The sequence below is a fragment of the Bacteroides gallinarum DSM 18171 = JCM 13658 genome (genome assembly GCF_000374365.1).
Classification (GTDB): domain Bacteria; phylum Bacteroidota; class Bacteroidia; order Bacteroidales; family Bacteroidaceae; genus Bacteroides; species Bacteroides gallinarum.
The window spans coordinates 106,656-120,370 of the sequence record NZ_KB894118.1 but is presented as its reverse complement, the minus strand read 5'-3'; the positions used below and the strand labels follow the sequence as shown (position 1 = coordinate 120,370).

At 53.1% G+C, this 13,715-nt stretch carries 8 protein-coding genes; 7 read left to right on the top strand and 1 reads right to left on the bottom strand.

What is annotated here, in order from left to right; all coding sequences use genetic code 11:
* Nucleotides 1-2 precede the first annotated feature (2 nt).
* The 5 genes from hepC (at nucleotide 3) to C233_RS0104200 (ending at nucleotide 7,722) form a co-directional block, all read left to right on the top strand.
* Entirely contained in the window at nucleotides 3-2,003 is a 2,001-nt protein-coding gene (hepC, locus tag C233_RS0104220) for a heparin-sulfate lyase HepC (RefSeq protein ID WP_018666172.1), read from the top strand.
* Nucleotides 2,004-2,166: 163 nt separating this feature from the next.
* Nucleotides 2,167-3,777, top strand: a complete 1,611-nt coding sequence (locus tag C233_RS0104215; RefSeq protein WP_018666171.1) for a sulfatase family protein — start codon at nucleotides 2,167-2,169, stop codon at nucleotides 3,775-3,777.
* A 41-nt stretch (nucleotides 3,778-3,818) separates the two neighbouring features.
* Nucleotides 3,819-5,447 (top strand): CehA/McbA family metallohydrolase domain-containing protein, encoded by a 1,629-nt coding sequence (locus tag C233_RS0104210; RefSeq protein WP_025068894.1) that lies wholly within the window; start codon nucleotides 3,819-3,821, stop codon nucleotides 5,445-5,447.
* Nucleotides 5,448-5,504: 57 nt separating this feature from the next.
* Nucleotides 5,505-6,455, top strand: coding sequence for an ROK family protein (locus C233_RS0104205; RefSeq protein WP_018666169.1), 951 nt, complete (start codon nucleotides 5,505-5,507; stop codon nucleotides 6,453-6,455).
* A 1-nt stretch (nucleotide 6,456) separates the two neighbouring features.
* Entirely contained in the window at nucleotides 6,457-7,722 is a 1,266-nt protein-coding gene (locus C233_RS0104200; protein ID WP_018666168.1) for a sugar MFS transporter, read from the top strand.
* 332 nt (nucleotides 7,723-8,054) lie between these two features.
* Here the strand turns inward: C233_RS0104200 and C233_RS22285 are convergent, their stop codons facing one another.
* The gene (locus C233_RS22285; RefSeq protein ID WP_018666167.1) at nucleotides 8,055-9,005 is read right to left on the bottom strand and encodes a DMT family transporter; all 951 of its coding nucleotides are present in this window, start codon (nucleotides 9,003-9,005) and stop codon (nucleotides 8,055-8,057) included.
* 244 nt (nucleotides 9,006-9,249) lie between these two features.
* On the opposite strand from C233_RS22285, the gene C233_RS0104190 reads away from it, so the two are divergent.
* Together C233_RS0104190 and C233_RS0104185 are read left to right on the top strand one after the other, a co-directional pair.
* On the top strand, nucleotides 9,250-12,246 hold the full coding sequence (locus C233_RS0104190; RefSeq protein ID WP_018666166.1) for a TonB-dependent receptor domain-containing protein: 2,997 nt from the start codon (nucleotides 9,250-9,252) through the stop codon (nucleotides 12,244-12,246).
* Nucleotides 12,247-12,277: 31 nt separating this feature from the next.
* Entirely contained in the window at nucleotides 12,278-13,708 is a 1,431-nt protein-coding gene (locus C233_RS0104185; protein ID WP_018666165.1) for a tetratricopeptide repeat protein, read from the top strand.
* Nucleotides 13,709-13,715: the final 7 nt, after the last annotated feature.

Below are 13,715 nucleotides of genomic sequence, written 5' to 3'. Positions count from 1 at the left end.
CAATGAATAAAACATTCAAATACATCATCCTGCTGGCGCTTGCCTGCTTCGTAGGCAAGGCAAATGCCCAGGAGCTGAAAACAGAAGTATTCTCGCTTCTCAACCTGGATTACCCCGGATTGGAGAAAGTGAAAGCACTGCATCAGGAAGGCAAAGACGCAGATGCCGCCAAAGCGCTGCTCGACTACTACCGCGCACGTACCAACGTGAAAACGCCTGATATCAACCTCAAGAAAATCACTATCAGCAAGGACGACCAGAAGATAGCCGACGAAGCCTTGCAGCACACATTCTTCGCCCACAAAGGCTACCAGCCCTCGTTCAACTACGGTGAAGACATCGACTGGCGGTACTGGCCGGTGAAAGACAACGAACTGCGCTGGCAGCTTCACCGCCACAAATGGTTCACCCCTATGGGCAAAGCCTACCGGTTGAGCGGAGACGAGAAGTATGCCGAAGAATGGACCAAGCAGTACATCGACTGGATAAGGAAAAACCCGCTGGTAAAGATAGACAAGAAAGAATACGAAATGACCGGCGACAGCCAGTTGAAAGGCGATGTGGAGAACATGCGCTTCGCATGGCGCCCGCTGGAAGTGAGCAACCGCCTGCAAGACCAGACCTCCCAGTTCCAGCTATTCCTTCCCTCCCCCTCCTTCACGCCGGAATTCCTGACAGAGTTCCTGGTAAACTACCACAAGCATGCCCTGCACATCCTGGCTAACTACTCCGAACAGGGCAACCACCTGCTGTTCGAGGCACAGCGCATGATTTACGCCGGCGCTTTCTTCCCCGAATTCAAGGAGGCGGCAGCATGGAGAAAGAGCGGCATCGACATTATGAACCGCGAAATCAACGTACAGGTGTACGAAGACGGCGGGCAGTTCGAGCTCGACCCGCACTACCACCTGGCGGCAATCAACATCTTCTGCAAAGCGCTGAACATTGCCGACCTCAACGGTTTCCGCAACGAGTTCCCGCAGAAGTACCTCGATACGATTGAAGATATGATTATATTCTACGCCAACCTCTCCTTCCCCGACTACACCAACCCGTGTTTCAGCGACGCCAAGCTCACCAACAAGAAAGAGATGCTGAAAAACTACCGTAGCTGGAGCAAGATGTTCCCCAAGAACCAGTTCATCAAGTACCTGGCTACCGAAGGCAAAGAAGGCGCACTGCCCGACTACCTCTCCAAAGGCTTCCTGAAATCCGGCTTCTTCGTATTCCGCAACTCCTGGGGAACGGATGCCACCCAAATGGTCTTGAAGGCCGGGCCGAAAGCATTCTGGCACTGCCAGCCCGATAACGGCACTTTCGAACTCTGGTTCAACGGCAAGAACCTCTTCCCCGACTCCGGCTCCTACGTATATGCCGGCGAGGGCGAAGTAATGGAGCAACGCAACTGGCATCGCCAGACCTGCGTGCACAACACCGTAACGCTGAACAACAAAAACCTGGAACAGACCGAATCCATAACCAAGCTGTGGCAGCCGGAAGGCAACGTACAGATACTCGTTACCGAGAATCCGAGCTATAAAAACCTCAAACACCGCCGTTCCGTATTCTTCGTAGACAACAACTACTTCGTTATCGTAGACGAAATGGCAGGCAGCCAGAAAGGTTCTATCAACCTGCACTACCAGATGCCGAAAGGTAAAATCGCCAACAGCCGCGAAGACATGACCTTCGTTACCCAGTTCGAAGAAGGGAGCAACATGAAACTCCAATGCTTCGGTCCCGAAGGCATGACGATGAAGAAAGAGCCGGGCTGGTGCTCCACCGCATACCGCAAACGCTACAACCGCATGAACGTATCGTTCAATGTCAAGAAAAACAGTGAAGACGCCGTGCGCTACATCACCGTTATCTGTCCGGTAAAGAACAGTGCAGACGCCCCCCAACTGTCTGCCAAGTTCAAGAACAAGGCATTCGATGAAAACGGGCTGGAGGTAGAGGTAAAAGTAAACGGTAAGAAACAGTCTTTAAAATACAAATTATAATATCCGGGATGAGGCTGTGCCGAGTTTCACCGCAGATTGCACGGAATTACACAGATTGAAATTAAATAACCGATTATCAAAGCAGATAATCCGTGTAAATCCGTACAACCTGCGGTGAAATCCGGCACTCCCCTCAAACCATGAAAAGCTAACAAATCCAGTTATGAAAAACAATCTCTCCAATCTGCTCCTCCCGTTAGCGACATTAAGCCTCGCTTCTTGCGCCAGCCAGAAAAAAGAAGAGCCCAAGCGCCCGAACATCATCTTCATGATGACCGACGACCACACCACACAAGCCATGTCCTGCTACGGCGGTAACCTCCTGCAAACCCCCAACATGGACCGCATTGCCAGCGAAGGCATCCGCATGGACAACTGCTACGCCGTCAACGCCCTCTCCGGCCCGTCGCGCGCATGCATCCTTACCGGTAAGTTCAGCCACGAAAACGGCTTCACGGACAATGCCAGCACGTTCAACGGCGACCAGCAGACATTCCCCAAGCTGCTCCAGCAAGCCGGCTACCAGACAGCTATGATTGGAAAGTGGCATCTTATCAGCGAGCCTCAAGGCTTCGACCACTGGAGCATCCTCAGCGGCCAGCACGAACAGGGAGATTATTACGACCCCGATTTCTGGGAAAACGGCAAACATATCGTAGAGAAAGGCTACGCTACGGACATCATTACAGACAAAGCTATCGAGTTCCTGGAAGGCAGGGACAAGAGCAAACCGTTCTGCATGATGTACCACCAGAAAGCGCCGCACCGTAACTGGATGCCCGCCCCCCGCCACCTGGGCATATTCAACAACACCACCTTCCCCGAACCCGCCAACCTGTTCGACGACTACGAAGGACGCGGCCGGGCTGCCCGCGAGCAAGACATGTCTATCGAGCACACCCTGACCGACGATTGGGACTTGAAGCTGCTTACACGCGACGAGATGCTGAGAGACACCACCAACCGCCTTTACAGCGTGTACAAACGCATGCCTGCCGATGTACAGGACAAATGGGACTCCGTATATGCCGGGCGCATCGCCGAATACCGTAAAGGCAACCTGAAAGGCAAAGCGCTGATAAGCTGGAAATACCAGCAATACATGCGCGATTACCTGGCTACCGTACTGTCGGTAGACGAAAACATAGGACGCCTGCTGAACTACCTCGAGAAAATCGGCGAGCTGGATAACACAATCATTGTCTACACCTCCGACCAGGGCTTCTTCCTGGGCGAACACGGCTGGTTCGACAAACGTTTCATGTACGAGGAATGCCAGCGCATGCCCCTTATCATCCGCTATCCCAAAGCAATCAAGGCAGGCAGCACCAGCAACGCAATCTGCATGAACGTAGACTTCGCCCCCACCTTCCTCGACTTTGCCGGAGTGGAAATCCCGTCGGACATCCAGGGAGCCTCCATGAAGCCGATACTCGAAAACGAAGGCAAGATTCCCGCCGACTGGCGCGAGGCAGCCTACTACCACTACTACGAATACCCCGCAGAACACTCCGTGAAGCGCCATTACGGTATCCGCACGCAAGACTTCAAGCTGATACACTTCTACAACGACATCGACGAATGGGAAATGTACGACATGAAAGCCGACCCGCGCGAAATGAACAACGTATTCGGCAAGCCCGAGTATGCAGACAAGCAGAAAGAGCTGATGCAACTCCTACAAGAAACACAGAAAAAGTATAAGGACGACGACCCCGACGAGAAAGTAAAAGAGCTTTTCAAGGGCGACCGGAGATTGATGAAAAACAGATAACCGCCATTTATATTCAGACATAACATTTAAATTATAATATCATGGACAGAAGAAGTTTTCTTAAGAACACAGGCTGGTCTTTTCTTGGATTGGCAGCTTCGGGGAGCCTGCTGGGCTCTTGCGTAGCAGGAAGTAAAGAAGCGAAGAAGATTATGCCGTCGGCAAGCAACCTCAAGATGTTCTGGGGCGACTTACACAACCACTGCAACATCACCTACGGGCACGGCGACATGCGCGATGCCTTCGAAGCGGCAAAAGGCCAGTTGGACTTCGTCAGCGTAACCCCCCATGCCATGTGGCCGGACATTCCGGGCGCCAACGACCCGCGCCTCAAATGGGTAATCGACTACCACACGGGAGCCTTCAAGCGCCTGCGCGAAGGAGGCTACGAGAAATACGTAAGAATGACCAACGAATACAATAAAGAAGGCGAATTCCTCACCTTCGTCGGCTACGAGGCACACAGCATGGAACACGGCGACCACGTGGCGCTGAACTACGACCTGGACGCGCCGCTCGTAGAATGCACCTCTATCGAGGACTGGAAAGAGAAAGCCAAAGGCCATAAAGTATTCGTAACCCCGCACCATATGGGCTACCAGACCGGCTACCGCGGTTACAACTGGGACTTCTTCACCGAAGGAGACATCACCCCGTTCGTAGAGATGTACTCCCGCCACGGCTTGGCCGAAAGCGACCAGGGCGACTACCCCTACCTGCACGATATGGGACCGCGCCAATGGGAAGGCACTATCCAATACGGTCTGGAACAAGGCCACAAATTCGGTATCATGGCATCCACCGACCAGCACTCCGGCTATCCGGGCAGCTACGGCGACGGACGCATCGGTATCATGGCGCCGTCACTCACACGCGACGCTATCTGGGAAGCCCTCCGCACCCGCCACGTATGCGCCGCCACCGGCGACAAGATATTAATCGACTTCCGCCTCAACGACGCCTTCATGGGCGACGTAGTCCGTGGCAACAGCCGCCGCATCTACTTGAACGTCAATGGAGAAAGCTGCATCGACTATGTAGACATCGTGAAGAACGGCCAGATACTGGCACGCATGAACGGCCCGCTGACCCCGCTTATGCCCGAAGAGGACACCGTGCGCTGCAAGGTAAAAGTAGACTTCGGCTGGAACCGCGAAGAAAAGTACGTACACTGGCAAGGCAAGCTCTCGGTAGACAAAGGCCGCATCCTGAGCGTTACCCCCTGTTTCCGTGGCGCAGCCTTCACCTCTCCGCAGGAAGGCGAAACGGAATTCAAGACACACGTCAACCGCATCCTCTCCGTAAGCGAGAAAGACACGGAGCTGGATATGTACAGCAGCAAGAACCCCAACACCACGACCCCTGCCACGCAGGCAGTCATCCTCGAACTGGAAATGCCCAAGGACGGCACGCTTACCGCCGATTTCAACGGCAAGAAGTTCCAGCACACCCTGGGCGAACTGCTCGAAGGTTCACGCTCGCACTTCATGATAGGTTGGTTGAGCGAGGCTATCCTCTTTAACCGCGCCATGCCCGAAAGCTGCTTCACCCTAGAACACTATATGGAAGACAAAGAGCCCCAGCGCGACACCGACTACTACTATGTACGTGTACGCCAGCGCGACGGGCAATGGGCATGGAGCTCGCCGATTTGGGCAGAAAGAGGATAAAAGGACTGATAACCTACAATTTCAGACCGATAACATTACATTCATAACTTATGACTTATGAGTAGATACGCGATAGGAATTGACCTTGGCGGAACTTCCGTGAAATACGCCCTTATCGACCATGAAGGCGTATTTCACTTTCAAGGAAAACTGCCGTCCAAAGCCGATGTATCGGCAGAGGCGGTAATCGGGCAACTGACGGCAGCCTGCAAGGAAACAATGGCATCGGCACGGCAACTCGGAGTAACGGTAGAGGGGATAGGCATCGGCACACCCGGCATTGTGGACGAAACGAACCGCATTGTGCTGGGCGGAGCCGAGAACATCAAAGGGTGGGAAAACCTGAACCTTGCCGACCGCATCGAGGCAGCAATGGGGCTGCCCGTGCAAATGGGCAACGACGCCAACCTTATGGGACTGGGCGAAACCATGTACGGCGCCGGGCAAGGCGCCAAAAACGTGGTGTTCCTCACCGTGGGGACGGGCATCGGCGGCGCGGTAGTTATCGACGGCAAGCTGTTCAACGGGTTTGCCAACCGCGGTACGGAGCTGGGACACGTACCCCTGATAGCCGACGGAGAGCCCTGCGCCTGCGGTTCCGTGGGCTGTTTGGAACATTACGCATCCACCTCCGCACTGGTACGCCGTTTCAGCAAGCGGGCAAGCGAGGCAGGCATCGCCTATCCGGGCGAAGAAATCAACGGAGAGCTTATCGTACGCCTTTATAAAGAAGGCGATGCGCTGGCAACGGAATGCCTGGACGAACACTGCAACTTCCTGGGGCACGGCATTGCAGGCTTCATCAACATCTTCAGCCCGCAACGCGTCGTAATAGGCGGCGGGCTGTCCGAAGCCGGCGACTTCTACATCCGCAAAGTCAGCGAGCAGGCATACCGCTACGCTATCGCCGACTGTGCCGCCAACACCCGCATCATGGCTGCATCATTAGGTAACAAAGCGGGAAGCATCGGCGCTGCATCGCTGGTATTCTCATTAAACACGAAATAGTATGAAAAAGAATTTAGGAATGCTAGCGCTGATAATGGCGTTTTGGTTCACCATATCATTTATCACGAACATCCTGGGACCGCTCATTCCGGACATTATCCATAACTTCAACCTGAGCGACCTGGCAATGGCGGGGTTCATCCCCACCTCCTTCTTCCTTGCCTACGCTATCATGTCTATCCCTGCCGGGCTCATGATAGACCGCTTCGGCGAGAAGCCGGTACTGTTCCTGGGATTTCTGATGCCGTTCATCGGCACGACGTTGTTTGCCTGCATGCACACATACCCCGTGCTGCTCGCCTCCTCGTTCATCATAGGCCTGGGCATGGCTATGCTGCAAACCGTCATTAACCCGCTGCAACGTGTAGTAGGCGGAGAAGAGAACTACGCTTTCGTTGCCGAAGTAGCCCAGTTCGTATTCGGCATCGCTTCTTTCCTGAGCCCCCTGGTATATACCTACCTCATTCACGAGCTCAACCCGGAGATATACACCGAAGGCAAAAACTTCTTTATCGACCTGCTGGCAGGCATCACACCGCCCGATTTGCCCTGGGTATCCCTCTACTGGGTATTCACACTGCTGTTACTGGTAATGCTGGTTGCCGTAAGCGTTTCACGCTTCCCGAAAATCAAGCTGAAAGAAGACGAAAAGAGCGGCTCCAAAGCCTCCTACCTGGCATTGTTCAAGCAGAAGTACGTATGGCTGTTCTTCCTGGGCATCTTCTGCTACGTAAGCACCGAGCAGGGAACCTCTATCTTCATGAGCACCTTCCTCGAGCAATACCACGGTGTAAACCCGCAGGTAGAAGGCGCACAGGCGGTAAGCTACTTCTGGGGACTGATGACCGCCGGCTGCGTGGTAGGCATGATACTATTGAAGCTGATAGACAGCAAACGGCTGCTCCAGTTATCGGGAGGGCTCACTATCATCCTGCTGCTCACCGCCCTTTTCGGAAGCAAGGGAGCGGCTATCATCGCTTTCCCGGCTATCGGGTTCAGCATCTCCATGATGTACTCCATTGTATTCTCGCTGGCGCTGAACTCCGCATCGCAACACCACGGCTCGTTTGCCGGCATACTGTGCTCGGCTATCGTGGGCGGCGCCGGCGGGCCGATGATTATCAGTACGCTGGCAGATGCCACATCGCTACGCACCGGCATGCTGATTATCCTCGTATTCGTAGGCTATATCACTTTCATCGGTTTCTGGGCACACCCGCTTATCAACAATAAGACGGTAAGCCTGAAAGAGCTTTTCAAGAAATAAGAGAGGCAAGGCTGCACACTACGGATTACGATAAAAGCAAAGGATTACGATAAAAGCAAGGATTACGATAGAAAGAAGAAAGTGTGCCTTTCTTTCCTCACAGATTGCACGGATTGACACGGATTTCTAATTTCTTCGCGGACGATATAGATTTCATAGGCTTTATTTCGGACAGAAGAACGAGGGTTCGGACAGAAGAACAAAAAGACAATTTTTCTCTTTTGTCTTTTTGTTCTTCTGCCCGAACCCTTATTCCTATTCCTTTGTCTGAGAAATTAAAATCTGTGTCAATCCGTGCAATCTGTGAGGAAAGAAAGGTACACCTCTTTTTATCACGCCTTCCTCTTGCGCCTACCCACCAACCGCGGGCTTAGTCTGGGGAACAGCTTCCTGAAACGTACCAGATGCGCCGTGATGTTTCCTCCGGCGATAACGAAAGTCACAGCCACTATAATCAGCACCAACCCCACGCACTCCCTTGCCGTAAGGCTTTCACCGAAAATCGTAATGCCGAAGAACACGGCAGTCACCGGTTCCAATGCCCCGAGAATGGCAGTGGGTGTAGAGCCGATATACTGAACGGCGCTCGTAGTACACAAAAAGGAGATAGCCGTAGGAAAAACAGCCAGCGCCACCAAGTTACCCCATAAATACCAACGGCCGGGAACTATCAGCTCCTCTCCGCAGCACAGCCTGCCCACGAACAGCGTCAGGCCGAACAGCAAAACGTAGAAAGTAACCTTAAGCGTTGCCACATCCTTCAAAGCAGACTGATTGACTCCTACGATATAAATGGCATACGAAAGCGAGGACGCAAACACCATGACCGTCCCCACCAGGCTGAGCGTAGTGCCGTCGCCGCTTTTGTACAACAGCCCGATGCCCACCAGCGCCAGCAGGATACACAGCGCCGTTACCGGCTTCAACTTCTCCTTAAAGACAAACGTCATAATCAGAGCCACCATAATAGGATACACAAACAACAGCGTAGACGCTATGCCCGCCTCCATATAGTTGTAACTCTCGAACAACGTCAGCGACGAAAGGGCTACAAGCAACCCCATTACAATCAAAGACCGCACCTCCCGGCGGCTCACCTTGAAACTCCGCCCCCTCACTTTCAGCATAATCCCCAGCAACGGAAGTGCAAACAGATACCTGAAAAACAAGACGGAATCAGGATTCATACCCGTTTTGTACAACGGAAGTGCAAATAACGGATTCATACCGTACGTAGCAGCGGCTATCGCTCCCAACAAATACCCTTTCGCTTTTACATTCATAACTTTTTATTTTGGCTGCAAAAATACTACTAATTCTCCGCTTTGACAGCCCCGGAACCGATATTTTTCGTGTAACCGAAATGTATTTCCACCGTAACCGAAATGAATCTCTGCCGTAACCGAAATGAATCCCCGCTGTAACCGAAACCTTACATCTCCCCTCTACCTTTGTGCCGCATAACAAAAGTACCCTATTCCGGAAAGAGCATATCACAATAATCTCATTAACCATTCAACATCAACGATGAAACAAAGTATTTTGATTGCATTAATCGCCTTTCTGGGCATAGCTCCCGTAAGAGCAGTCCAGAAATCAACTCTAAAGGGCAAAAACGTACCCCTGAAAGACAAGATTGAAAGCAGCTTCATTCCGGCACTCAAAGAAGAAGCCGGCAAAAAGGCAACCGCCGTACGGATAAAAGGAATCATACTCGACAAAAAGACCCGGGAACGCCTGGCAGGAGTTACGCTAATACTCAACGACAACCCGTCGGTAGGTACTATCACCGATATGGACGGCGTATTCCAGATAACCGCTGAACGGGGCTCCAAGCTGAAAGTATCTTATATAGGATACGAAACACAGCTAATCACGGTAGACCATACCGACGAGATGAAAGTAGAACTCGACCAGGACAACTTCAAGCTGGACGAAGTAGTAGTAACCGGCCAGGGAGCGGAAGTCCAGAAACGCCGCCTGTCGTCCAACGTAACGACCGTCAACAGCAAAGAACTGGAACGCATGAAACAAGGCAGAATCGACCAGATATTGCAGAACGCGTTGCCCAACGTACAGATTACCATGGCAAGCGGCCAGGCAGGAGCCACCTCCCTGGTTAAGTCCAGAGGACTGTCGTCCGCCTATTCCAACTCCACCCCGGTAATCTACGTAGACGGCGTGCGGGTAGACAACATGAACACCGGCGCCACCCTGAACAACTCCTTAAGCGGCAACAGCGCCGTAACAGGCTCTATCGGCGACATCCCCATGGAAAACATCGACCATATAGAATATGTAACGGGAGGAGCCGCCACCACCCTCTACGGTTCGGACGCCGCCAACGGTGTTATCCAGATATTCACCAAGAAAGGAGCCAACCAAAAAACCACCTTCTTTGCCGAAACCCAACTGGAAGCAGACGTAGCCTCCTCCCAGTTCTACCACTTCAAGCGCACGAAAGAGCTGCTACACCAAACCGGATTTACCCAGAAATACCGCATCGGCTTCGACGGCGGCACAGAGAAGTACGGTTACAGCTTCGGAGCAAGCATGAGCAACAGCACCGGTACACTGATTGAAAACGGCAATGAAGACCGCAAGTACGACCTGCGTTTCGGCTCCAGGATGAAGTTCAACAAATACTTCGAATACCAGAACTCGTTCGGAATGGTAATCCAGGACTTCTCCAGAAGCCGCAACGGTAACCAGGGAGGATACACCGGGCTATGGTTTGCCGAAGGCGCCGCCTCCACCAACTTCAAATACACGGATGCCGAAGGCAACCTGGTAAACTACGGCGCCGACCTGGATGCACTCGACGATTACGCCTTTGCCCAGATGAAAGCCTTCGTAACCAAAGCCGAAGCCCTGCAAAACAACCGGGAGTCCATAAAACGCTTCCAGACTTCGCAATCCCTAAGCTACGCCCCGCTGTCCAACCTCACCTTCAAAGGCGTGCTGGGAGTAGATTACCGCCTGAACAACAACAAAAACATCATCACCAACGAATACCTCATCCACACCCAGCAAAAGCCGGAGGGCACATCGGATGCAGGAAGCATCTCGAATTTCGACCGCAACTACTTCGGGCTGACTATCGACCTGAACGGACAACACAAATACCGCTACAAAGACATATTCAGCCTGATTTCCACAGCCGGTTTCCAGTTCTTCAGCACCTACGACCACCAGTCCGTGTACAACGGAAGCAACGTGCGCGACGGTGCGCAGATAGTTGCCGGCGCAGGCACGCTGACCTCCAACGAATGGCTGAGCTACCTGTACAACTACGGCTACTTCATCCAGGAGAACATCGGCTTCCTCGACCGCTATTACATCGACCTGGGACTGCGCTCGGACTACAACACAGCCTTCGGCGACAACGTAGGCTGGCAGTACTATCCCAAGATAGGCTTCTCCTACGTACTCTCCGAGGAACCTTTCATGCAAAAACTGAAAGAAAGCGGCATGCTCAGCAGCCTGCGTATCCTCGCCAACTACGGCGTGGCAGGAAGCTATCCGCCGGCATTCGAGTACCAACGCACGGTAGACTTCAATTCCTTCCTGGGACAGCAGGCAGCCTCATTCGGCAAATACGGTAACCCCGACCTGGCTCCGGAAAAGAAGCACTCCTACGAAGCCGGCTTCAACGCCGTACTCTTTAACCGCATCCTGAACCTCGGCTTCACCTATTACTACGCCCTTACCAAAGACGCCCTGTTCAGCATTCCCTCCCTTCCCTCGTCCGGACAGTCCGCCAATTACCTGTCCAACGTAGGCGAAATCGAAAACAAAGGTATCGAGCTGAGCGTAGGGCTCCAACTGGTAGACACCAAAGACTGGAATGTACGCCTTAATGCCTCCTACAACACCAACCACAACAAGGTGCTGAGTATCGGCACGGCGGTTCCGTTCGCTATCGGCGGATTCTCGTCGAGAACAGTACAGACAGTCGTTGCCAAAGGCGAGCCCGTAGGCTTTATCCGCGGTTACAAAGCCGTGCTCAACCCCGACAACTCGCTGAAAGAAGTCCTGCCTCTACAGAACCTGGGCTCTACGCTTCCCACCGGATATGGTAACTTCTCCCTTAACGCCAGCTACAAAAACCTGTCGCTGACGGTTAGCGGCGACTACCAGTACGGAGCATACGTACACTCCTTCGACCGCCAGTTCCGTTTCTCGAAAGGGCTGAAAGACAACGCCATACCCGAAAAAGCACTGGAGGGGCTGGACCAGGGAGCCAACTGGCTGAACTTCACCAACTTCTTCGTAGAGAAGTCGGACTTCGTTAAAATCAGGAACATCGGGCTCTCCTACGACTACAAGCCCAAGAAGTATCTGAAAAACATCAACCTGGGCTTCAACGTCTACAACCCGTTCTCCTTCACAGCCTCCTCCGTAGACCCCGAGGCAGCACTGGCAGGAGCACGTTCCCAGGGCGCGGTAGCCGTAGGCGGGCTGAACTACTCCTCCTACTCCACCCCGCGCCAATATGTAGGGACTATCCGCATTTCTTTCTAACCCAATCGTCCAACCAAAAACAGACCATAAGATGAAAATAACGAAATACATACTACTCACTTCCCTGGCACTGTCGTGTGCCTCCTGCGAGCTGTTGCAGCCCGGCGACATCATCAACCCCAACGTAGACGAGGAAACATTCCTGCAAACGCCCCACGCCATGACTACGTGGGTAAACGGAGCCAACCGTTCGTTCGCCACTATCATGGGCTCTTACGTGGAGCTCACGGAAATCCTCTCCGACAACTACTTCAATAACTACAGCCAGAGCAGCAAAGTATTCGACTTCCCCACAATCCTATACACCGATTTGGATGTAACCAACCTGCAACGCTACGTAGGAACCCTGCGCGAAACGGCAATTCAAGGACTGGAAACGGTGGCTGCCGCCGATGCCGCCACCACAGACGCCCAGCGCTTCAACCTCTACTACATAAAAGGCTTCTCCTTCCTGCTGGCAGGAGAATACTTTCTGGCACTCCCCACGGAGAACGGCGGAGAGGTGAAGGGCTGGAGAGAGCACCTGGGGCTGGCAGTATCCACCTTCACCGAGTCGCTGGACTATACGGACGATACCGAGGAAAAAGCATTCGTCAACACACTGATAGCCCGCGCCTACTACCGGCTGGGAGACAAGGCGAATGCCGTGCGGTATGCCAACGACGCACTGGCTCTATCCAAGACCTTTGTGAAACAAGTGGAATACGACGGCGACAACGACGTGGTAAGCTCCATACAAGGCTACATCTACGGAACGAATTTCCAGCCCCTACCCCGGCTCGACTTCCTCGACCCGAAATACTTCCAGAAAAACAGCGCTACGGAAGCCCGCCCCATATGTATAGCCAAAGCGGAAGAACCCTACCTGATATTGGCGGAAGCCGCCCTGGCGGACAATGACATAAACGGTGCGAAAAGCCTGATGAAAACCTTGCTGGCACTCGTAAAGAGCCGCCCGGTGGAAACCGGCATCAACGACCAGTTGGAGGGACGCTACAACGGAGGCTACAAGGAATATCCCAACAGCTCGGAATACAAAGTGGCAGCCTCCCCGGAGGATGAATTCAGGAGCGGGCTGGTGCTCGACCGCCAGGCGCCCAACCTCATTTCCATTCCTTACATATCGGGCACTTCCGTTACGGAAACGATGATAGACGCCCCCACCAGCGTAGACGGCTTGCTGGAAATACTCTACCTGATGCGGCAGGAAATCTTCATGGCAGAAGGACGGCGTGCGGCAGACCTGGGTATCCGCCTGCCGGTATGCGAAACGGAAGCCGCCAACACCCCGTCGGCAGCCGACTATACCGCTGCGCAGATTCCACCTTTCATCCCCCTGAACCAGGAAATGGACGCTTTCCAAATGGATAAGGAAACCAAGACAGTAGTGATTAAATACAATATGAACCGGATTATAGTACAAAACAAATCGACAGAATATGTGGCACCTTTCTTTAATTAATCAAACA